The 21878-nt window shown below is 71.0% G+C and carries 20 protein-coding genes; 3 read left to right on the forward strand and 17 right to left on the reverse strand.

The window, feature by feature from the left end; genetic code table 11:
* Positions 1 to 36: 36 nt before the first annotated feature.
* The 13 genes from yajC to V5F49_RS00545 all read right to left on the reverse strand — a co-directional run bounded on the left by yajC (position 37) and on the right by V5F49_RS00545 (position 12148).
* Positions 37 to 387 (reverse strand): preprotein translocase subunit YajC, encoded by a 351-nt coding sequence (gene yajC / locus V5F49_RS00485; RefSeq protein ID WP_394116487.1) that lies wholly within the window; start codon positions 385 to 387, stop codon positions 37 to 39.
* 254 nt (positions 388 to 641) lie between these two features.
* A complete protein-coding gene (gene surE, locus V5F49_RS00490; RefSeq protein ID WP_394116486.1) occupies positions 642 to 1409 on the reverse strand; it encodes a 5'/3'-nucleotidase SurE in 768 nt (255 codons plus the stop codon).
* Positions 1410 to 1543: 134 nt separating this feature from the next.
* On the reverse strand, positions 1544 to 2950 hold the full coding sequence (gene serS / locus V5F49_RS00495) for a serine--tRNA ligase (protein WP_394116485.1): 1407 nt from the start codon (positions 2948 to 2950) through the stop codon (positions 1544 to 1546).
* 164 nt (positions 2951 to 3114) lie between these two features.
* On the reverse strand, positions 3115 to 3924 hold the full coding sequence (tatC, locus tag V5F49_RS00500) for a twin-arginine translocase subunit TatC (protein ID WP_394116484.1): 810 nt from the start codon (positions 3922 to 3924) through the stop codon (positions 3115 to 3117).
* The gene (tatB, locus tag V5F49_RS00505; RefSeq protein WP_394116483.1) at positions 3921 to 4439 is read right to left on the reverse strand and encodes a Sec-independent protein translocase protein TatB; all 519 of its coding nucleotides are present in this window, start codon (positions 4437 to 4439) and stop codon (positions 3921 to 3923) included. The genes tatC and tatB overlap by 4 nt, the downstream gene beginning before the upstream one ends.
* Before the next feature lie 63 nt (positions 4440 to 4502).
* On the reverse strand, positions 4503 to 4739 hold the full coding sequence (locus V5F49_RS00510; RefSeq protein WP_394116482.1) for a twin-arginine translocase TatA/TatE family subunit: 237 nt from the start codon (positions 4737 to 4739) through the stop codon (positions 4503 to 4505).
* Between the two features lie 68 nt (positions 4740 to 4807).
* Positions 4808 to 5911, reverse strand: a complete 1104-nt coding sequence (locus V5F49_RS00515) for an ABC transporter ATP-binding protein (RefSeq protein ID WP_394116481.1) — start codon at positions 5909 to 5911, stop codon at positions 4808 to 4810.
* A gap of 16 nt (positions 5912 to 5927) precedes the next feature.
* A complete protein-coding gene (gene scpB, locus V5F49_RS00520; protein ID WP_394116480.1) occupies positions 5928 to 6668 on the reverse strand; it encodes an SMC-Scp complex subunit ScpB in 741 nt (246 codons plus the stop codon).
* Positions 6665 to 7513, reverse strand: a complete 849-nt coding sequence (locus tag V5F49_RS00525; protein ID WP_394116479.1) for a segregation and condensation protein A — start codon at positions 7511 to 7513, stop codon at positions 6665 to 6667. Before V5F49_RS00525 ends, scpB begins: the two co-directional genes overlap by 4 nt.
* A gap of 3 nt (positions 7514 to 7516) precedes the next feature.
* Positions 7517 to 8530: a beta-N-acetylhexosaminidase gene (gene nagZ / locus V5F49_RS00530; RefSeq protein WP_394116478.1), complete on the reverse strand. Its 1014-nt coding sequence runs from the start codon at positions 8528 to 8530 to the stop codon at positions 7517 to 7519.
* Between the two features lie 119 nt (positions 8531 to 8649).
* The gene (locus tag V5F49_RS00535) at positions 8650 to 9891 is read right to left on the reverse strand and encodes a peptidoglycan DD-metalloendopeptidase family protein (RefSeq protein WP_394116477.1); all 1242 of its coding nucleotides are present in this window, start codon (positions 9889 to 9891) and stop codon (positions 8650 to 8652) included.
* Between the two features lie 211 nt (positions 9892 to 10102).
* Positions 10103 to 11374 (reverse strand): alpha/beta hydrolase, encoded by a 1272-nt coding sequence (locus V5F49_RS00540; protein WP_394116476.1) that lies wholly within the window; start codon positions 11372 to 11374, stop codon positions 10103 to 10105.
* A 114-nt stretch (positions 11375 to 11488) separates the two neighbouring features.
* A complete protein-coding gene (locus tag V5F49_RS00545) occupies positions 11489 to 12148 on the reverse strand; it encodes a protein-L-isoaspartate(D-aspartate) O-methyltransferase (protein WP_394116475.1) in 660 nt (219 codons plus the stop codon).
* 121 nt (positions 12149 to 12269) lie between these two features.
* Here V5F49_RS00545 and recG point away from each other — a divergent pair, with 121 nt between their 5' ends.
* Together recG and V5F49_RS00555 are read left to right on the forward strand one after the other, a co-directional pair.
* On the forward strand, positions 12270 to 14363 hold the full coding sequence (gene recG, locus V5F49_RS00550) for an ATP-dependent DNA helicase RecG (protein WP_394116474.1): 2094 nt from the start codon (positions 12270 to 12272) through the stop codon (positions 14361 to 14363).
* A 199-nt stretch (positions 14364 to 14562) separates the two neighbouring features.
* Positions 14563 to 14931: a YbaN family protein gene (locus V5F49_RS00555; protein WP_394116473.1), complete on the forward strand. Its 369-nt coding sequence runs from the start codon at positions 14563 to 14565 to the stop codon at positions 14929 to 14931.
* A 7-nt stretch (positions 14932 to 14938) separates the two neighbouring features.
* Here V5F49_RS00555 and V5F49_RS00560 read toward each other — a convergent pair whose 3' ends face one another.
* The 3 genes from V5F49_RS00560 to glmU all read right to left on the reverse strand — a co-directional run bounded on the left by V5F49_RS00560 (position 14939) and on the right by glmU (position 19642).
* On the reverse strand, positions 14939 to 16138 hold the full coding sequence (locus tag V5F49_RS00560) for a GGDEF domain-containing protein (RefSeq protein ID WP_394116472.1): 1200 nt from the start codon (positions 16136 to 16138) through the stop codon (positions 14939 to 14941).
* A 167-nt stretch (positions 16139 to 16305) separates the two neighbouring features.
* Complete coding sequence (glmS, locus tag V5F49_RS00565; protein WP_394116471.1) at positions 16306 to 18129, reverse strand: glutamine--fructose-6-phosphate transaminase (isomerizing); 1824 nt, start codon at positions 18127 to 18129, stop codon at positions 16306 to 16308.
* A 160-nt stretch (positions 18130 to 18289) separates the two neighbouring features.
* Positions 18290 to 19642 carry a bifunctional UDP-N-acetylglucosamine diphosphorylase/glucosamine-1-phosphate N-acetyltransferase GlmU gene (gene glmU / locus V5F49_RS00570; protein WP_394116470.1) on the reverse strand — a complete coding sequence of 451 codons (1353 nt, stop codon included), beginning with the start codon at positions 19640 to 19642 and terminating at the stop codon, positions 18290 to 18292.
* Between the two features lie 149 nt (positions 19643 to 19791).
* On the opposite strand from glmU, the gene V5F49_RS00575 reads away from it, so the two are divergent.
* The gene (locus V5F49_RS00575) at positions 19792 to 20190 is read left to right on the forward strand and encodes a hypothetical protein (protein WP_394116469.1); all 399 of its coding nucleotides are present in this window, start codon (positions 19792 to 19794) and stop codon (positions 20188 to 20190) included.
* Here the strand turns inward: V5F49_RS00575 and V5F49_RS00580 are convergent.
* Positions 20150 to 21775, reverse strand: a complete 1626-nt coding sequence (locus V5F49_RS00580; protein ID WP_394116468.1) for a glycoside hydrolase family 17 protein — start codon at positions 21773 to 21775, stop codon at positions 20150 to 20152. The two genes, V5F49_RS00575 and V5F49_RS00580, sit on opposite strands and share 41 nt — an antisense overlap.
* Positions 21776 to 21878: the final 103 nt, after the last annotated feature.

A 21878-nucleotide genomic window follows, 5' to 3' on the forward strand; every position in this document is an offset into this window, starting at 1 on the left:
CGCGCGCGGTCTTTCAGAAAGCGTGAGGCGGCCGGATCAACCGGCCGAGGCCTCGTCCTTGGCCGGTTCGCCCTTGGCGCGGACGGTGGCGATCTGCGAGCGCACCTGACGGACGCGCACGTTCTCGGCGATCTGCAGCTCGATCTCCTCGCCGCCCTCGATCACCTTGGTCACCTTGCCGACGAGGCCGCCGCCGGTGACGACCACGTCGCCACGACGCAGGGAATTGACCATTTCCTGATGCGTCTTGGCGCGCTTCTGCTGCGGGCGCAGGATGAGGAAATACATCACCACGAAGATCAGCAGGAACGGGGCGAGCTGAATGAGCATGTCGGCCCCGCCGCCGGCACCGGTAGCGCCTTGGGCGAAGGCGGGCGTGATGAACATCTGCGTCCTCGTGGGTCTGTGATGAATTGATCCGCCGCGCCGGGGGCCCGGCGAGGCCGCGGGACTATAGCGGCCGTCCCGTCGAATGCAAACGAGCGGCCAGCGTGATCACGGACCTGTTGAAAAGAAAGGCGGCGCCTCGCTTCCCGGCGGGTCCGGCGCAGCGGCCGGAGCGGCCATCTGCCCCAGGGTCAGACGGTTTCCGGCTCCGGCCGAGGGAATCGCCCCCGGCGCCGCGGCCGCCCGGCCCGACCCTACTTGCCGTCGAACAGCAGGGCGAGGCGGGTCATCAGCGGCTCGTCGGTCATGTCGAGCCGCAGCGGGGTGACGGAGATGCGCCCCTCGTCCAGCGCCCGCAGGTCCGATCCCGGGGCGGTCTCGAAGATGCGGCGCTCGAAGGCGATCCAGTAATACGGGTTGTTGCGCCCGTCGCGGCGCGCGTCGATGCGCATGAGCTTCTGGTCACGCTTGCCCTGGGCGGTGGCGGCGATGCCGGTGACCTCGTCCGGCGCGCGGTCGGGGAAGTTCACGTTCATGACGATGCCGGGGGGAATGCCCTCGTCCAGCAGCATCTGGATGATGCGCGGGGCGTGGGTCTCGGCGGTGATGAAGCTCGGGTTCTCGCGCGTCTTGATGCCGAACGCCTGCGACAGGGCGATGGAGGGAATGCCGAGGATGGTGCCCTCGATGGCGCCGGCGACCGTGCCGGAATAGCTCACGTCCTCGGCGATGTTCTGGCCGCGGTTGACGCCGGAGAGCACGAGATCGGGCGCCTTGTCCTCCATCAGGTGGCGCACGGCCATGATGACGCAGTCGGTAGGCGTGCCCTTCACCGCGAAGCGCTTCGCCTCCACCTGCCGCAGGCGCAGCGGATCGGACAAGGACAGCGAGTGGGCGACGCCCGACTGGTCGAACTCCGGCGCCACCACCCACACGTCATCGGTGAAGGTGCGCGCGATGGCGGCGCAGCTCTCGAGGCCGGCCGCGTGGATGCCGTCGTCATTGGTGACCAGAATGCGCATGGCGTGTCCGTTTCCTTCTGGCGCCCTGCCCGCTGGCAGGCGCCCTCGCCCGGCGGCGGCGCCGCGGAGCCCTGTTCCGCAAGCCGACCCGCCCTCGTGCCCCGGTCACGCCGGCGCAGGAGGGCGGGCGGCAGTCACTTCAGCTTCTCGATGGTCTTCAGCCCACCCATGTAGGGCAGGAGCGCGTCCGGCACGGCCACGGAGCCGTTTTCCTGCTGGTAGGTCTCCAGCACGGCGACGAGCGCGCGGCCGACCGCCACGCCCGAGCCGTTGAGCGTGTGGACGAAGCGCGGGCCCTTCCCTTCCGCCGGGCGGTAGCGGGCATTCATGCGCCGGGCCTGGAAATCGCCGCAGACCGAGCAGGAGGAGATTTCGCGATAGGCGTTCTGCCCCGGCAGCCAGACCTCGATGTCGTAGGTCTTCTGCGAGGCAAATCCCATGTCGCCGGTGCAGAGCGTGACCACGCGATAGGCGAGGTCCAGCTTCTGCAGAACCGCCTCGGCGCAGGCGAGCATGCGCTCGTGCTCCTCGGCCGACTTCTCCGGCGTGGTGATGGAGACCAGCTCCACCTTGGTGAACTGGTGCTGGCGGATCATCCCGCGCGTATCCCGCCCCGCCGCACCGGCTTCAGCCCGGAAGCAGGGCGTGCAGGCGGTGAGGCGCAGGGGGAGCTCCTCCTCGGAGAGGATGGACTCGCGCACGAGATTGGTCAGGGGGACTTCGGCGGTGGGGATGAGCCAGAGGCCCTGATAGGACATTGCCTCCGTCAGTTTTGATTTAAACTCGTCCAAAGATGGCTCAAATCCTTTAGTCTCAATCGATATAACCTCAATCCCATCAACTGTACTTACAAAGAACTGATCGTCCTCAAACTTCGGGAGCTGCGCCGTCCCGAACATCGCGTCATCCCGCACCAGGATCGGCGGGTTGACCTCCATGTAGCCGTGCTCGCTGGTGTGCACGTCCAGGAAGAACTGGCCCAACGCCCGCTCCAGCCGCGCCAGCGGGCCCTTGTTCACCACGAAGCGCGCGCCGGAGAGCTTGGCGGCGGTCTCGAAATCCATCTGGCCGAGGGCCTCGCCCACCTCGAAATGCTGCTTCGGGGTGAAGCTGTAGGTGCGGGGCGCGCCGAAGCGACTCTTCTCCACATTGTCGTGCTCGTCGGCGCCGGGCGGCACCTCCGCGAGCGGCACGTTGGGGATGGCGGCGAGCTCGCCGTTCAGCTCGGCCTCGATGCGCTTGGCCTCTTGCTCCAGCGCCGGCACGTCTTCCTTCAGCTTCGCCACCTCGGCCATGAGGGCCTGCGCCGCCGCCTCGTCCTTCTTCGCCTTGGCGGCGCCGATCTCCTTGGAGGCGGCGTTGCGGCGGGCGAGCAGGGTTTCCAGCTTGGTCAGCGTCTCGCGGCGCGCCGTATCGAGGGCGACAAGCTTGCCGACCAGCGATTCCGCCGCCTTCACCGCCTCGTCGGAGCGGTTGCCGCGCCGCGCCAGCGCGTCGATGAGGCCCTGCGGCTCATCGCGGATCCACTTGATGTCGTGCATGGCAAGCTCCCCAGCGAGACGGGCGCTGCGGTGCCTCTCGCGCTCCCGCCGCCGCGCCGCCGGAAGCCGGCGGCCGCCCTGCCCCGGCGGGGCCGGCGAACGACGGGCGCGAGAGGAGGGCGCGCCCCAGGAATTCCAAAGGTCCGGAAGGTCCGCCGTCCGCGTCAGTCGGCGGTCGCGGCGTCTGCCGCATTGCGCGCCGCCTCTTCCGCCAGCCGCCGCTTCTCGACGATGCCCACCAGATAGACGGACACCTCGTAGAGAAGCAGCGTCGGCAGGGCAAGGGAGAGCTGGCTGATGACGTCCGGCGGGGTGAGCACCGCCGCCAGCACGAACACGCCGACGATGGCGTAGCGCCGCGCCTTCACCAGCATCTCCCTCGTCACCACCCCGATCTGCCCGAGCAGGGTGAGGATCACCGGCAGCTGGAAACAGATGCCGAAGGCGAGGATGAGCGTGGTGATGAGCGAGAGATATTCCGACACGCGCGGCAGCAGCGAGATTTCCGCCTTCCCGTCGCCGCCGGTCTGCTGCATGCCGAGGAAGTAGGTCATGGCCAGCGGCATGGCGACGAAATAGACGAACGCCGCGCCGATGAGGAAGCAGATGGGCGTGGCGATGAGATAGGGGCGGAACGCCGCCTTCTCATGCTTGTAGAGCCCCGGCGCCACGAACATGTACACCTGCGTCGCCACCACCGGGAAGGAGATGAACGCGGCGCCGAACATGCCGAGCTTGATCTGGGTGAACAGAAATTCCTGCGGCGCAGTGTAGATGAGCTTCACGCCCGGCGCGAATCCGGAGGCGAACTCATAGGGCCACAGCAGGATGTTGTAGATCTGCTTGGCGAAGGCGAAGCAGACGAAGAAGGCGATGAGGAACGCCACCAGCGACTTGATGAGCCGCGCGCGCAGCTCGATCAGGTGCTCGATCAGAGGGGCCTTCGAGGCGTCGATCTCGTCCGCGTCGCTCATGGGGCGCTCCCTGCGGCGCTCTTGCTCTCGCCGGCGACGGGCGTCGCGGTGACGGCGGGCGCGGCTTCCGGGACGACCTTGGCGATGGAGCGGCGGATCTCGTCCCGCACCGCCTGCAGCGGATCATCCAGCTCGGGCGGAACCGCGGGCGCGGGCTCCTCCGGCGCAGGCACGCCGAGGGACGGCAGCGCGGCGGAAGCGACGGCAGCCGGCGCGGCCTTCTCCACCGTGCTGCGGATCTCCTCGCGGATGGAGCGCAGCGGGTCGAACATCTCGGAGGTGGCGAGGGTGGAGCGGGCGGTCTCCGTCACGTCGGAGATTTCCTTGCGCATGTCGGCGAGGTCGGCCTCGCGCAGCGCCTCCTGGAACTGGCCCTGGAATTCGCCCGCCATGCGGCGCAGCTTCGTCACCGTGCGGCCCACGGTGCGCAGCACCCCGGGCAGCTCCTTGGGGCCGATGACGATCAGCGCGACAATGCCGATCAGCATCAGCTCGGACCAGCCGATCTCGAACATGAGCGCCTGCACCCGGCGGCCGAAGCCGCCGCCCTCCTCAAGGGTTTAAGGGGAAAGCCGTCGTCAGACGGCCTTCTTCTCGGCCTCGGCGGCGCTGGTGGTCTGGCTCGTCAGGGGGCGCGGGGCCTCCGGGGCGGCGGCCGGGGCCTTGGCGGGCTCATCGTCCTCGGCCATGCCCTTCTTGAAGGACTTGATGCCCTTCGCCACGTCGCCCATCAGATCGGAGATCTTGCCGCGACCGAACAGGAGGAGCACCACGGCCAGCACCACGATCCAGTGCCAGATGCTCATCGAACCCATCTAATCGTCCTCCAAGGAACACTGTGTGCCGCGGCGCTCAAGCGTCCGGGCGGCGTCGGACGGCGACACTAGGCCCCGCCCGCGGCGAAAACAAGGACTTCACCGGGATCCACCACAAGCCCGATCTCCGTGCCGCGCGCTGCGGTTCCCGCATCCCTCAGGCGGATCACGAGCGGGCGGTCGAGGCCGTCCACGATCACTTCCACGAGATCGAGCTCACCCAGATAGCGACGCTCCAGCACGCGCCCCGCGACGCCTGTGCCGGCGGGCGCCAGCGCCACCCCCTGCGGACGGATGGCCACCACCGCGCGCGCGCCCGAAAAGCCGTCCGGAACCGGGAACGCGCCGAGCGGGGTGATCGCCATGCCGTTGCGCACCTCGGCCTCGATCTCGTTCAGCTCGCAGAAGAAGCGCGCCACGCCGAGATCGGCGGGATGGCGATAGAGCTCGGCGGGCGCCCCGAGCTGCACCAGCTCGCCCTTGCGCAGCAATGCGATGCGATCGGCGAGGCGCATGGCCTCCTCGGGGTCGTGGGTGACGATGATGGCGGTGGCCCGCGCGTCGCGGAGCACGGCCAGCGTGTCGGCCCGCACCTGGTCGCGCAGGCGCTTGTCGAGGCCGGAGAACGGCTCGTCCAGCAGCAGGATGCCGGGACGGGGCGCCATGGCGCGGGCAAGCGCCACGCGCTGCTGCTGGCCGCCGGAGAGCTCGTGGGGATAGGCGTCGGCCAGATCCGCCAGATCGACCCGCGCCAGCGCCAGCCGCGCCTCCCGCTCCGCATCGCCGCGCTTGAGGGCGCCGAGGCCGAACATCACGTTCTGCAGGTTGGTGAGGTGGGGGAAGAGGGCGTAGTCCTGAAACACCAGCCCGACGCCGCGCCGCTCCGGCGGCACGAAGGCGCCGGGGCCCGCCACCATCTCCCCGTCGATCAGGATGCGTCCGGAATCAGGCCGCTCGATGCCGGCGGCAAGCCGCAGCAGCGAGGTCTTGCCGCAGCCGGACTGCCCCAGCAGGCACAAGACCTCTCCCGGCTCAACGGACAGGCTGATGCCGCGAACGGCCGGCACGCCGGCATAGGCGAGCGCGACCTGATCGAAGGCGAGACCCTTGGCAATGGCGGCGGGGGTGCGGCTGCGCACGTCATCCTCCTCCTCGATGGCGTCGATCAGCACCCGGCGGTCCCTCCCCTCATGCCTCTTCCGGCTCGTCCGGCTCCCCGGTGTCCGCATCCTCCGGTGCCGGAGACAGGGCGAAATCCAGAAGCTCCGGCTCCAGCGCCTCCTCGTCCTCGTTGAGGTGCGGATCGTCGGAGGGCAGCGGCATGGCGAAGCCGGCGGGCAGGCGGCCGTCGATGAGGCCGGCGCCCTTCATCTCGTCGAGGCCGGGCAGGTCCTGCACGGCGTCGAGGCCGAACTGGACCAGGAAGTCCGGCGTGGTGCCATAGGTCACCGGGCGCCCCGGCGCCTTGCGGCGGCCGCGCATGCGGACCCAGCCGGTTTCCAGCAGCACGTCGAGCGTGCCCTTGGAGGTGGAGACGCCGCGGATCTCCTCGATCTCCGCCCGCGTCACCGGCTGGTGGTAGGCGACGATGGCCAGCACCTCGACGGCCGCGCGCGACAGGCGCCGCGTCTCCGGCGGGCGGCGGCCGGCGAGGATGTGCGCAAGGTCCGGCGCGGTGCGCAGCATGTAGCCGCCGGCGACCCGCGCGACGTTGACGCCGCGCTGCGCGTAATCGGTGGCAAGCGCCTCCATCAGCGCGTCGAGGTCGGCCTTGGGCGAGAGATGCGGCTTCATGGCCGCGGGGTCGACCGGGCCCTGGGAGGAGAACAGCAGCGCCTCGATGACGCGCAGGTCGCGCGCGAACGCAACCGCGCGTTCGTCGTCGGGACGCACGTCGAACAGGTCGATCCGCGGTGCGGAACGGCTCATCGCTCCTCTCCGGACGCCGCATCGGGCGCCTCAAACGGCAATTCCGGCTCCTGCGAGCGCGGACGCAGCCAGAGCGGGGCGAAAGGCGCATCTTGCCGGATGTCCAGCATGCCCTCCCGCACCATCTCGAGGCTGGCGGAGAAGCTGGAGGCGAGCGCCGTGGCCCGCTGCTCCGGCTCCGCTACGTAATCTAGCAGGAATTGATCGAGCCGCATCCATTCCCCCACCGCTTCCGTGCCCAGAAGCCGCTCCAGCCGCGCGCGTGCGTCGGCCAGCGACCATACGGCGCGGGTCTTGAGCGTGACATGGGAGAGCGCCTGCGTCTGCCGCTGGCGCGCATAGGCGGTCAGGAGGTCATAGAGCGTGGCGGTGTAGACATAGACGCGCGGCGGCTCCGGCGCCTCCGGCACGGCGCGGGGGAAGGTGTCGCGGCCCATCTGCGGGCGCGCCATCAGCTCCTCGGCCGCCCTGCGGATGCGCTCGAGATGCCGCAGCCGGCGGGTGAAGGCGGCGGCCAGCTCCTCCGCGCTCGGCCCGTCCAGCTGCGGCGGGGCGGGCAGCAGCAGGCGGGATTTCAGATAGGCAAGCCACGCCGCCATCACGAGATAATCGGCCGCCAGCTCCAGCCGCCCGCGCCGCGCCGCCTCGATGAAGGCGAGATACTGGTCGGCGAGCGCGAGGATGGAGATGCGGGTGAGATCCACCTTCTGGTTGCGCGCGAGCGCCAGCAGAAGGTCGAGCGGCCCCTCGAAGCCGTCCACATCCACCACGAAGGCCTCGCCCTGCCCCGCCGCGACGCTCTCGGCGCCCGCCTCGAAGGGATCGGGTCCGGCCGGGTCCGCCATCGCTCAGACGACCACCTGCAGCAGGGAGGCGACGCGCGCGCGCAGGGCAGCGGCATCCACCGCCTCGGGCGGCTCGCGCAGGGCCAGCGCCCGCGCCGCGCGGGCCCGGGGCGCTCCTTCGAGCACCGGCGCCTCGGCGGCGACGATGGTCATCTCGTCCATGCGGCCGTTGCAGTGGAGCAGCAGGTCGCAGCCGGCGGCGGAGGCATCGCGGCAACGCGCCGCCATGTCACCGGCGAGCGCGCCCATGGACAGGTCGTCGCTCATCAGCACGCCCTCGAAGCCGATGGAGCCGCGGATCACCTCCTCCATCACCTTGGGCGAGGTGGTGGCGGGGCGGTCCGGATCGATGTCGGCATAGACCACATGCGCGGTCATGCCGATGGGCAGGTCGGCGAGCTCGCGGAAGGCGGCGAAGTCGGCCGCCTCCAGCTCCGCGCGGGACGCTGTGACCACGGGCAGCTTCTCGTGGCTGTCCACCGGCGCGCGGCCATGGCCGGGGATGTGCTTCAGCACCGGCAGGACACCGCCCTCCATCAGCCCCACCGCCGCCGCGCGGGCAAGCGCCGCCACGGGCCCCGGCGCGGTGCCGTAGGCGCGGTTGCCGATGATGCCGTGGCCATCGGGGTGGCGCAGGTCCGCCACGGGAAGGCAGTCCACGTCGATGCCGAGGGCGAACAGGTCGGCGGCGATGGCGCGGGAATTCAGGCGCGCGGCCTCCAGCGCAGCGGCCGGATGGGTGCGGTAGAGCGCGCCGAACGGCTCGGCCGGGGGATATTCCGGCCAGTGCGGCGGGCGCAGGCGCTGCACGCGGCCGCCCTCCTGGTCGATGAGCACCGGGGCATACCAGCCCACCGCCTCGCGCAGGTCGCAGACGAGGCGCCGCACCTGATCGGGCGTCTCCACGTTGCGGCCGAACAGGATGAAGCCCCACGGCTCGGCATCGCGGAAGAAATGCCGCTCGTCGAGGGTCAGCTCCGGACCGGCGCAGCCGGCGATGAAGGCGCGGGTGTTCATGGTCTGGCCCTATAAGCGGGAAAATGCGGCGTCAAGGCCGTGCGGCGCGGGCGAACCGGGCCCGGATATGAAAACGGCCGGGTCATGCCCGGCCGTCGGTCGCTGGAGCGGGAGGGCCCTCAGAGCCCGGCCACGTAGCGGCTGGGGTCCACCGGGGTCGAGCCCTTGCGGATCTCGAAGTGCAGCTGGGGCGAGTTCACGCCGCCGCTCTGGCCGGCCTTGGCGATGATCTGGCCGCGCCGCACGGTATCGCCGCGCTTCACGTTCAGCTCGCTGTTGTGGGCATAGGCGGTGACGTAGCCGTCGGCGTGCTTGATGAGCACGAGGTTGCCGTAGCCCTTCAGCTCGTTGCCGGCATAGGCCACGGTGCCGTCCTCGGCGGCGCGCACGCCGGTGCCTTCCGGCACGGCGAAGTTCACGCCGTCATTGTGGGCGCCACCGGGCTTGGGACCGAACGAGGCGATGACGCGGCCACGCACCGGGGCGCGGAACTGCGGACCGGAGCCGGCGGCGCGCGGACCGTCGTCGGCATCGTCGGCGGGCGTCACCTTGGCGGCGGTCTCCACCTTCGGCGCAGGCGCGGCGGCCTGGGCCGGCGTGGCAGGCTTGCCGGCCGCGGGCGCAGGCGACTGCGCGACCGCGGGGGTCGGCGCGGCGACGACGGGCTTGGCCGCGGCGGTCTGGGTCGCGGGCGTCGCCGCCGGCTTGGCGGGAGCCGAGAAGCTGTTGGTGGCGGGAGCAGCCGCCGCCGTGGAGAACGAGCTGGTGGCGGGGGCGGCCGCGACCACGGGCGCGGGCTTCACCGTCGCCGGCTGGGCCGCGCGCAGCTGCGTGGTGCCGTTGCCGCCGGGCGGGATGATGAGGGTCTGCCCGGTGCGCACCGTGCCGCCGGCGGCGATGCCGTTGGCGGTGCCGAGCGCCGCCGGGGAGACACCATACATGCGGGAGATGGAGGAGAGCGTCTCGCCGGCCACCACCACATGGGTGCCGGCAGCGGCCGGGCGGGCCGGGGCGGCGGCCACCGGAGCGGGCGCGGGGGCGGTGTAGGACGGCGCGCCATAGAGCGGCTGGCCACCGCCGGGCGCGGCATAGGAGGAGGGCTGGACACCGGCGCCGGGCTGGCCGGGCGGCGGCAGGGCCATGGAGTCCACACGGCCCGACGGCGCGGCGCCGAGCGAGCCCGTCACATCGCCCTGGGCCTGATAGCCACCTGCATAGGCAGCGCCGGCGGGCGGCTTGGGGGCATCTGCGGTGAAACGGGCGGCGTCTGAGCTGCACCCCGCGACCGTGCCGGACACAAGCCCGATCAGCGCCAGTCGCGCGAAGACATTACGCCCGTGAGTCTCGCTGGAAATACGCATGTGACCGAACTCGCACGCAACCAAGTACTGCGGCAGTTAAGAGGCCCATGCGTAAACGGCGGCTTAAACGGCGCCCCCTTCCCCAGGGTGTCCGGCGTTTCATCGCGGGCGTTGCACGCCGGCAACACTCCCGGTCCGGGCCAGGCGCCGCAACGGATGCCGCGATCGACGACGCCGGAGGGCGCGGCCTGTTCCCTGCCCCGCCGGCCGTTCAGCGCTGCGGCGGGGTGGTGACCACGTTCTGGCTGGTCGAGGCCGTATCCGACACGGAATTGCCCAGCTGGTTGACGTGGCTGGAGTAATGGGTGCGGGTGTTCTCGTCGACGATCGCCACCGGCGCGGCGATGACGAGTCCGGCCGCAGTGCCCACCGTGCCGGCGGCATCCGAGGTGAGCTGGATGATGTGCTCGCCCACGCCGACGCGGCTGTCGGTCATGGTTTGCCCTTCGGCGAGGCGGGCGCCTATGGCCTGCACCACCTGCGGGCTGGCGGCGAACTTGCCGTGGGCCAGCGCGTCGTCGGTCTTCAGCTTGGTGAGGTCGATGACGTTGATGTGGTTGCGCTCGAACTCGGAGCGATAGGGCTCTGCGTCCGGGTTCACGGCGCCGATGCGCGGCACGTCGCCCCACACGCGCTTGGAGACGGCCAGCGCCTTGTCATCCTGCGAGACGAACATGGTGAAGGCCGGCCGGTCGGGACCGAACTCGTTGAAGTAGGAGGCGAAGACGTCCACGTCCACGTCGGGCGCGGCGAGCATCACATACTTGATCTTGGGCAGGATGCGGCCGTTGCGGATGGCCATCTGCCGCAGCGCCTCCATGGTCACCACATTGCCCATGGAGTGCGCGAGGATGGAGATCTCGCCCACGTTCGGGTCCTTGGCCATGAAGGTCAGCAGGCGCTCGAGGGCATCGCGGGACACCGAGGTGCTCTCGCGGTCGTAGCCGTAGGCGAGCAGGCTGCCGCGCGAGGGCCAGGTGAACAGCACCGGGGTCACCGGCGCGCTGGAATCATGGACGATCTGGGCGAAGCGGAACACCGCGTCGTCGAACCGCTGGTTGTAGCCGTGGACGAACACCAGCGCCTGCCGGTTGGGCGTGCGGCGGATGCGCTCGTGGAACCACTTGATGGCCTGGTCCTGCGTCAGCTCGTCGAGCTGGGTGGTCACGAAATCGGTGGCGGGGTTGCCCGGCACCTGCTTCGGCCACTGCACGTCGCCCACCTTGCGCACGCTGTCCGGCGGGATGGAGACGGTGATCTCCGCATAGCTCGGCTTCTGCGCGCGCTCGCCAGTGAAGATGTCCGGCCCTTCGGTCCGGGCGCGCACGGTGGTGACCACCATGTTGACGCGGGAGGTGCCGGCAACGTCGTCGGGAACCGGAATCAGCACGCCTGACGGCCGGCCCGCGCAGCCCGAGAGCGCGCCGAGCACGAGAACGCACGCCAGAACCCGCCGTCCCCGGCGCGACACCGCAACCCGCACTTGGCATTCCCCCGGAATGAGTACCAGAGTTCCCGATAGCGGACGCGCTCCCCCCCGGCAATGCTTCCTCAGGGTAAGCAAGCTCCCGGCAAGCCGCCGCGCGGCGCTTTTTCCCTACAGTGTTGCCGCCGCGCCCGGCACCAGCGGCACGAAGCGCACCTTCATCAGGTCGGTGCGTGAGCGGCCGGACTGCTCCTTCACGTAGCGCACCAGCGTCTGCACCTCCTCCGGCCCGCCCACGGGCATGACGATGATGCCGCCGAACTTCAGCTGGTCCACCAGCGCGAGGGGAATGTCCGGCGCCGCGGCGGTGACGAGGATGCGATCGAACGGCGCGCGGGCGGGCATGCCCTGCGTGCCGTCGCCCACATAGGCGGTGACGTTGCGCAGGCCCAGCACCTCGAAGCGGGCCTGCGCCTCCGACACGAGCGAGCGATAGCGGTCCACCGTCACCACCCGCGCCGCCAGATGGGAGAGCACCGCCGCGTGGTATCCGGAGCCGGTCCCCACCTCCAGCACCGAATGCTCGGCGGTGACGGAGAGCGCCTCCGTCATGGCGGCGACCAGGCTGGGCTGCGACATGGTCTGCCCGCAGGCGATGGGCAGCGCCACGTCGTCATAGGCGTGGCGGCGCAGCATGGGGTCCACGAACAGCGGGCGCGGCACCAGCTCCATGGCGCGCAGCACGCCCACGTCGCGAATCCCGCGCTGGCGCAGGCCCAGGATGAAGGCCATCCGTTCCGCCTGTTCGCCGTCGCTCTCGCCCTGGCTCATGCGCAGCCCTCGCTCCGTCGCGCTAGTCTTTGAAAGGTATAGCAGAACGCCGATGACCTCCAGTTGAAGCACGCCGGCGGCGCCTTGCGCCCGGACGGGGGATCGGACACCTTCCGCCGCCATGCGCCCGGACGCCCTCCTCCCGCTGTTCGCCCCCCTCACCAGCCTGACCGGCATCGGCCCCAAGCTGATGAAGCCGTACGGCCGCCTGCTCGGGCGCGAGATGCCGCGCGTCATCGACCTCCTGTTCCACATGCCCTCCGGCTACGTGGACCGGCGCGCCCGCCCCACCATCGCCGAGGCCATCCCCGAGACCGACGTGACGCTGGAGGTGACGGTGGAGGCTCACCAGCCCCCCCCTCCCGGCAGCCGCGCGCCCCACCGCACCTTCGTCTCTGACGCCAGCGGCGACATGACGGTGGTTCACTTCCGCATTGATCCCGCCCGCATCGAGCACATGCTGCCCGTGGGCGCCACCCGCTGGCTGTGCGGGCGCGTCTCGCTCTATGACGGCATGCGGCAGATGACCCATCCCGACCGGGTGCTGGATGCCGCCGCCCTCGCCCGCCTGCCGGCGGTGGAGCCGGTGTATCCGCTGGTGGAGGGGCTGGCGGCCGGCCATGTGCGCCGGGCCATGGAAGCGGCCCTGGCACGCGTGCCGGAGCTGGCGGATTGGGTGCCGGCCGATCTCCTCGCCGCCCGCGGCTGGCCCTCCTTCCGCGAGGCGCTCAACCGCGTCCACCGCCCGGCGACGCCGCACGAGGCGACACCCGCGGGCGGGGCCTGGCGGCGGCTCGCCTTCGACGAGCTGCTCTCGCACCAGATCACCCTCGCCTTGCTGCGGGCGCAGGAGGAGAAGGCCGGCGGCCGCGCCACCGTGGGCGACGGGCGCGTCACCGAGCGGCTGCGGGCCGCCCTGCCCTTCCGCCTCACCGGCGCGCAGGAGACGGCGGTGGCGGCCATTCACGACGACCTCGCCGCCGACACCCGGATGCTGCGCCTGCTGCAGGGCGACGTGGGATCGGGCAAGACGGTGGTGGCGCTGATGGCGGCCGCCACCGTCGCCGGGGCCGGGCGGCAGACCGCCGTGATGGCGCCGACCGAGATCCTCGCCCGCCAGCATTTCGAGACCATGGCGCCCTTGGCCGAGGCGGCCGGCCTCTCGGTCGCGGTCCTCACCGGGCGCGAGAAGGGCCGGGCGCGCGCCGCGGTGCTGGCCGGCCTCGCCGAGGGGCGCACGGATCTCGTGGTCGGCACCCACGCCCTCATCCAGGAGGACGTGGCCTTCCGCGACCTCGCCCTCGCGGTGGTGGACGAGCAGCACCGCTTCGGCGTCGAGCAGCGGCTCGCCCTCGCCCGCAAGGGGGAGGCGGTGGACATGCTGGTGATGACGGCCACCCCCATCCCCCGCACGCTGGTGCTCACCCTGTTCGGCGACATGGAGTCGAGCGAGCTGAGGGAGAAGCCGCCCGGCCGGCAGGAGATCGACACCCGCGCCATCCCCCTCGACCGGCTGGACGAGGTGGTGCGCGGGGTGGGCCGGGCGCTCGGCTCCGGCGCGCGCGTCTACTGGATCTGCCCGCTGGTGGAGGAGACCGACACCTCCGACCTCGCCGCCGCCACCGAGCGGTTCGAGACGCTGCAATCCATCTTCGGCGCGAAGGTCGGGCTGGTGCACGGCCGCATGTCCGGCGCCGCCAAGGACGAGGCCATGGCCCGCTTCGCCGCGGGGGACACGCAGCTGCTTGTGGCGACGACCGTGATCGAGGTGGGCGTGAACGTGCCCGAGGCGACCGTGATGGTCATCGAGCATGCCGAGCGCTTCGGCCTCGCCCAGCTGCACCAGCTGCGCGGGCGGGTGGGACGCGGGGAGAAGGCCTCCACCTGCCTCCTCCTCTATCGCGCGCCGCTGGGCGAGACCGCCAAGGCCCGCCTCGCCATCCTGCGCGAGAGCCAGGACGGTTTCCGCCTCGCCGAGGAGGACCTGAGACTGCGTGGCGAGGGCGACGTGCTGGGCACGCGGCAGAGCGGCCTGCCCGGCTTCCGCCTCGCCCGCATGGAATTCCACACCGCCGAGGTGGAGGCCGCGCGCGCCACCGCCGCCGCCGTGGTGCGGGCCGATCCGGACCTTTCCGGGGCCGGCGTGGCGCCGCTGCACACCCTGCTCCACCTGACGGAACGGGATGCGGCGGTGCGCTTGCTCTCGGCGGGATGAGGCGCGAATGTCCGGCATGATTTCCGACGATGCGCGTCCCCCGGCACGTCCCCCGGCGCACCCCCCGGCGCCTCCCTCGACGCCTGCTCCGCCGCCGCACGGGCCGGCACCCGGTGATGCCTCCCCTCCTGACGGAGCGGAGGGCCGGCCGACGCCCCGACCGGGAGGCGAAAGCGGCCGGCTGGCCGCGGCGCGCTTCGTGCGGGCGGCCGTCTACCGCAAGCTGCTGTTCGGCGCGGGGCTGGTGTTCCTGGTCATCGGCGCCATCGGCATGGTGGTGCCGATGCTGCCGGGAACGGTGTTCCTCATCCTCGCCGCCTGGTGCTTCACCCGCTCCTCGCCGCGGTTCGAGGCATGGCTGCTGAACCACCGCTATCTCGGCCCGGGCGTGGCGCGCTGGCGCGAGACCGGGGCGATCCCGCCGGTGGTGAAGCTGTTCGCCCTGTCGAGCTTCGTCGGCACCTTCACCGGCAGCTGGTACTTCGGCGCGCCGGTGCCGGTGCTGGCCGTGCTGGGCGTGGTGTTCGTGGCGCTGGCGGTGTTCGTGGCGTCGCGGCCGAACCGCTGAGGCGGCCTCAGGCCTCCGGCGGACGGCGCAGCGCCACCACATTGCCGGTCCAGGGCCCCGGCGCCTCGGGCGCGAGGCGGACCCGGTTGCGGCCGTCGTGCTTGGCGGCGTAGAGCGCGGCGTCCGCCCGTTCCAGCGCGCTGTGCAGCAGGTCGCCGGCGCGCAGGTCGGTGACGCCGATGCTCACCGTCATGTCCGGCACGTCCGGCGCGCCATGGGTGGAGGTGGCGGCGCGGATGGCCTCCGCCTGCAGGCGCGCCGTCTCGCGGCTGGTGCGCTCCAGCAGGATGCCGAACTCCTCGCCGCCGAGCCGGCCCACCACCGCCGACTGCGGCACCCTGTCGGCCAGCATGGCGCCGAACCAGCGGATGGCCCGGTCGCCCCCGGCATGGCCGAGGGTGTCGTTGATGCGCTTGAAATAATCGATGTCGAGCAGCAGCAGCGCCGCCGGCTCTCCCCCCCGCCGGACCGCGGCGACGATGGCCTCGGCGCGCTCCTCGAACCCGCGGCGGTTGAGCACGCCGGACAAGGGGTCCTGCTCGGCCGCGTCGCGCATGTCGCGCGTCACCGCGAGCACCGCGTTGATGAGCAAGGCGAGGCCGGTCGCCACCAGCAGGATGCCGGTGCCCACCTGGGAGACCAGCGCATAGGTGCTGGAGATGTAGGACGACGGGTCCGCCCCGGTGCCGAGGCTTGCCGCCAGAACCGCCTTCACCGGGAAATGCGCGGCGGTGAGCCCGAACAGGGCGGCCAGCACCAGATCGCCGCCACGCCGCGGGCTGTCGCGCAGCACCTCGCGGGTGCTCGCGGCGGTCGCCAGCATGAAGGGCACCTGATAGGCCGCCGTGTAGCCAATGGTATCGCGTGGCAGATGCCGCAGCAGGGCGGCCATCGCCAGCGTCACCACGGCGATGAACGCCACCAGCCGCCACGGGATGGGCCGGCGGTAGAACACCGCCAGCGCCGGCACCATCAGCAGCAGCGCGCCGGAAAAGCTGAAATAGATGACCGCGCCGAAGAACAGCGGCCATCCCCCATAGCCGAGGCCGAGCTGGCCCAGCGGCGTGAGCATGCCAACCGCATAGCTCGCCGCGAACCACAGCGGCGCCCGTTCCTGCCGGTACAGCAGCGCAATGGTCACGTAGCTCGTCGCGAACAGCGCGGCGAGGGCCACATTCATGATGAGCGCGAAGGTGGCGGGGTGCATGGACGGGGGGCGGCCCGGATCATCTTGCGGTGCAGCATCAGCTTACGCCCGCGAGCAATCGGCCGAAAGGAATATCTGTGGTCGCAACGCCGCAGGGAAAGGTGTTCACGAAGGCGTGAACACCCGGCTCCGGCGGCCCCCGCGGCGGCGGGTCGCCTACCCTAGCGTCACTCCACCGTGACCGACTTGGCGAGGTTGCGCGGCTGGTCCACGTCCGTGCCCATGATGACGGCCGTGTGGTAGGCGATGAGCTGCACCGGGATGGAATAGACCATCGGGCACACGGTGGACGGCATCTCCGGCAGGATCAGCTTCTGCACCGCGTTCACCGACACCGCCTCCGCCCCCTTGGGGTCGGTGACGAGGATGATCTTGCCGCCGCGCGCCGCCACCTCCTCCATGTTGGAGACTGTCTTGTCGAAGATGCGGTCGTGCGGGGCGATGACCACCACCGGCATCTTCTCGTCGATGAGGGCGATGGGGCCGTGCTTCAGCTCGCCGCCGGCGTAGCCCTCGGCGTGGATGTAGGAGATTTCCTTCAGCTTCAGCGCCCCCTCGAGCGCGAGCGGATAGTTGGTGCCGCGGCCGAGGTAGAGCACGTCCCGCGCCTTGGCGAGGGTGCGCGAGAGCACCTCGATCTCGGGCGAGAGCTTGAGCGCCTCGGTCATCAGGCGCGGCACCTCCATGAAGGCGCGCACCAGCTTGTGCTCGTCCTCCTTGTCCAGCACGCCCTTGGCCCGGCCGAACGCCACCGACAGGCAGGCGAGGGTCGCCAGCTGGCAGGTGAACGCCTTGGTGGAGGCCACCCCGATCTCCGGACCGGCGAGGATGGGCAGCACCACGTCCGCCTCGCGGGCGATGGTGGAGGTGGGCACGTTCACCACCGCCACCACCTTCTGCCCGCACTCCTTGGCGTAGCGCAGGGAGGCCAGCGTATCCGCCGTCTCGCCCGACTGGGAGATGACGATGGTGACCCCGCCCGGGGCCAGCGGTGTCTCTCGATAGCGGAACTCGGAGGCGATGTCGGTGGAGACGGGCACCCGCCCGAACCGCTCGAACCAGTATTCCGCCACCGCGCCGGCATAGAGCGCCGTGCCGCAGGCGGTAATGGAGATGTGCGACACCTCCGCCGGATCGAACGGCAGCTCGGGCAGCGAGACGGTCTCGGCGGCGAGGTCGAGATAATGGCCGAAGGTGTGGGAGATGACCTCGGGCTGCTCGTAGATCTCCTTCGCCATGAAGTGGCGATGGTTGCCCTTGTCGACCAGCAGCGCGCCGGCCGGCACCTTCTGGATGGGACGCTCGACGATGCGGCCGGTCTCGTCGCGGATCTCGACGCCCTGCCGGGTCAGCACCGCCCAGTCGCCCTCTCCCAGATAGGCGATGGTGTCGGTGAACGGGCCGAGGGCGATGGCATCCGAGCCGAGGAACATCTCGCCCTTGCCATAGCCGATGGCGAGCGGCGAGCCGCGGCGGGCAGCGATCATCAGGTCGTCGCGGCCGTCGAACAGGAAGGCGAGGGCGAACGCCCCCTTCAGGCGCGGCAGCACCGCCGCCACCGCCGCCACCGGCTCCTTGCCCGAGAGCAGCTCGCGGTCCACCAGCTGGGCCACCACCTCGGTGTCGGTGTCACTGCGGAAAGTGACGCCCTGTTCCTGCAGCTGCTGCTTCAGCTCGCGGAAATTCTCGATGATGCCGTTGTGCACCACCGCCACCCGCTTGGTGGCATGGGGGTGGGCATTGCGCTCGGAGGGCTTGCCGTGGGTCGCCCAGCGGGTGTGGCCGATGCCGGAATGGCCGTTGAGCGGGTGCCGGTCGAGCTTGGTCTCCAGGTGCCGGAGCTTGCCCTCGGCGCGGCAGACCTCCAGGTGCCCCTTCTCCAGCGTGGCGATGCCGGCGGAATCGTAGCCCCGGTATTCGAGCCGGCGCAGCGATTCGACCACCTGCTCTGCAACCGCGCTCTTGCCGAGGATGCCGACGATACCACACATAGGCTCACGCTCCGTTTCCGCGGGGCGCCCCGGATGGGCCACCGCCTTCCGGCTGAAGGTCCATCGCAAAGCTGAACGGACCGTTCCTAACCGGGGCTTGCCGCGCTGCGGAATCACTTCCGCTTTCGCATTCTGTCAGGTTGCAGGCGATCCGGGGGCCTCAACCCTTCGGCTTGTCCTTGCCGCGGGCGGCGCGGAACTCGCGCGCCCAGCCTTCCTTCACCACCTGCCGGCCGCGCGCCAGCGCCAGCGCATCCGCCGGCACGTCGGCGGTGATGACGGAGCCGGTGCCGATATAGGCGCCCTCCCCCACCTTCACCGGCGCCACCAGCGCGGTGTTGACGCCGACGAACGCCCCGGCGCCGATCTCGGTGCGCGACTTGGTGAAGCCGTCGTAATTGCAGGTGATGGTGCCGGCGCCGAGGTTGGCGTCCGCGCCCACATGGGCGTCACCCACATAGGAGAGGTGGTTGACCTTGGCGCCGCTCTCGATGTGGGCGGCCTTGGTCTCCACGAAATTGCCGATGCGGACGCCGGCATCGAGCCGGGTGCCGGGCCGCAGCCGGGCATAGGGGCCGATGGAGACGCCGGCCTCCAGCGTCGCCCCTTCCAGATGGCAGAAGGCGTGGATGGTCACGTCGTCGCCGACGGTGACGCCGGGGCCGAACACCACGTTGGGCTCCACGATCACGTCGCGGCCGAGCTTCGTGTCGGCGGAGAGGAACACCGTCTCCGGCGCCACCAGCGTCGCGCCGCCAGCCATGGCGGCAAGGCGCAGGCGCTTCTGGATGATGGCTTCCGCCTCGGCCAGCTGGATGCGGCTGTTGACGCCGGCCACCTCCTCGGTATCCGCCAGCGCCGCGACAGCGGAGAGACCGTCCGCGCGGGCGATCTCCACCGCGTCGGTCAGGTAATACTCGCCCTTGGCGTTGGCGTTGCCGATGCGGTCGAGCAGGCTCAGCGCATGGGCGCCGGAGAGCGCCATCAGGCCGGCGTTGCAGAAGCCGATGGTCTTTTCGGCCGCGCTCGCATCCTTCTCCTCGCGGATGGCGAGGAGGGAATCGCCCTCGGTGACAAGGCGGCCGTAGCCGGTGGGGTCCTCCGGCGTGAAGCCCAGCACCGCCACCGCCGCGCCTGCCGCGAGCGGCGCGCGCAGGGCATCGAGAGTCTGCGGGCGCACGAGGGGGGTGTCGGCATAGAGCACCAGCACGTCGTCGGCGCCGCTTTCGAGCGCCGCGCGGGCGGCGAGCACGGCGTGGGCGGTGCCGAGCCGCTCGGCCTGCACGAACACCGAGGCGTCCGGCACGACACGACGGGCCTCCGCGGCCACGTCCTCGCGGCCCGGCCCCACCACCACGGCGGTTCGGGTGGCGCCGGCGGCGCGCGTCGCCTCCAGCACGTGGTGCAGCATGGTGCGGCCGGCCACCTTGTGCAGCACCTTCGGCAGGCGCGAGGCCATGCGGGTGCCCTCACCGGCGGCGAGAACCACAACGAGCAGGCTCCGGTCACTCATCTCGACACTCCTCGGCGCAGCGCAGTCCCTTACCCTGCCGCCGGCCGGAGCGGAAGCGCCCGGCGGGCAGCTTGCCTCTGGACCGGCGCGGCGCCATTTCATAAGGAGCAGGGGCGGCCGCCCCCGGCCGCGAGTGCGAGATTGCGCCCATGCCCCACGTTCCCTATGCCGAGCGCCCGCTGTTCCGGCCCGGCCCGCGCACCCTCAACTGGCTGATTCCGCTCGGCATGGGCGCGACCGGCTGGGCGCTCTACATGCGCTACATGGTGGTGGAGCCGACGCTGGTGTCGCTCGCCTGCGAGGCGGGGCTGGAGAGCGCCGGCTGCTACGGCCGCGCGGCGGTGCTGGCCTTGTCCCTGTGGAACGTGTTCGGCGCGGTGGCGCTGGTGGTGGCGGGCATCCAGCTGCTGGCGCCGGGCCTCGCCACCTTCGCGGTGGGGATGGTCTTCTCCGCCTTCGCGCTGGTGTTCCACAACGAGGTGGCCGGCGCGCTGGCGGCGATGATGCTCATCCTTTCCTTTGCACGGCCTGGACCCGCCACAGCGTGAAGGCCAGCACGAGGCAGAGCGCGCCGAACCAGGCGCCCTGCCAGTTGGACAACGTCTCGTTGAGCGGCACGTAGAGGCCGGCGACCAGCAGGCCCCACATGGCGATCAGCTCGGCGAGCCCGGCACCGTCCCGGTCGGCGCGGCGCACCAGCAGGGGCGCGGCCACGCCCGCCACGGCGGCGGTGAGCGGGAACACCGGGAAATCCTTGTAGCGCGGGTCGAACACCAGCTCGAACGCCACCGAACCCACCGCCACGGCCACCAGCGCCAGCATCAGCGCGGCGGCGATGGCGGCGCAGGACGAGGCGGCCCAGCGCCGCGCATCGAGCGCGACGGAAAAGGGCGCGAGCCCCTGCCCCCGGCCGATCACCCCCGGCATCACCACCACGCTCGCGGCCGCGACGACGAACAGGAAGCCGTTGCGCAGCCAGCCCACCAGCCCGAGGCTTTCCAGCGGCAGGGCCGAGATGGCCGCGCCCAGCGTCGCCCCGCCGGCCAGCGCGACGCCGGCCACGGCGAGCCACTCGCGCGGGCTCACCTGATCCTCGCGGCGGCGGGCGCCGGCGAAAGCGGCGGCGAAGGCAGCGGCGACCGTCACCAGCCCGACCGCGATATGCATGCGCCAGCCGGGGAAGTCCTCCACCGGCTCGCCCCAAGCGAACTTGGGCTCGCGGGTGCCGGAATCGATGAGGCCCCAGTGGCCGCCCACGGTGCCCTCGCTGCGCCGCTTCCACGGCTGGTCGAAGGCTTCGATGACGTTCACCCGGTAGCCCTGGCGCTTGGCCAGCGCCACCACGTCGTGCATCACCCGCGCCTGGTTGGAGGGCGAGGGCAGCGCCTCCTCGCGCATGCGTCCGGCGCTGGGCCAGCCGGTCTCGCCGATCAGGATCTCCTTGCCGGGAAAGGCCTCGGCCATGCGCTGGCGGATCTCGTCCACATGCGGTCCGGCGTCCTCGGCGGAGACCGGCAGGTCCTCCCAGTAGGGCAGGATGTGGATGGTGACGAAATCCACGTTCTCGGTGAGGCCCTTGTTGCGCTCCCAGAACTCCCACACGTCGGCGTAGGTGACGGGAACGGACCCCACCTGCCGCTTCACGCTGGCGAGGGTGGCGGCGAGCTCGGTGGCGGACATTTCGCCGCGCAGCAGCACCTCGTTGCCCACCACCACGGCCTTAACCACGTCCGGATTTTCCTGTGCGAGACGGATGCCGGTGTCGAGCTCGACGCGGTTGCGGTCCACGTCCGGACCGAGCCAGATGCCGAGCAGCATGGTGAGGCCGTGGCGGCGGGCGATGGCCGGCGCCTTGTCCAGCCCCATCTCGATGGAATAGGTGCGCACGCAGGAGGTGATCTTCGCCAGCTTGGCGAAGTCCTCCTCGATCTGCGCCTCGGAGATCACGAGCCCTTTCTGGAACGGGGACTGCCCGTCGCGGAACGGCGCGTAGGAGACGCAGGGCAGCTTCTCGCCCGGCGCCAGCGGCGAGGGCGGCATGGCGACGGGCCGGCCGAGCACGGCCCACAGGCCGGCCACGAGGCCGGCGACCACGAGCGCGAGCACCAGCGGCAGGCGCAGGGAGGAGGCCATGGAAACTCCGGACGTCATGAAGAAGAACCCCGCCGCCTGATAGAGCCTCGCGGCGGCGGTGTGAAGCCTCGCCTTGCCGGATGCGCAAGGCTCTTGCGGATAC

Source organism: Xanthobacter lutulentifluminis, assembly GCF_043194675.2.
GTDB lineage: Bacteria > Pseudomonadota > Alphaproteobacteria > Rhizobiales > Xanthobacteraceae > Xanthobacter.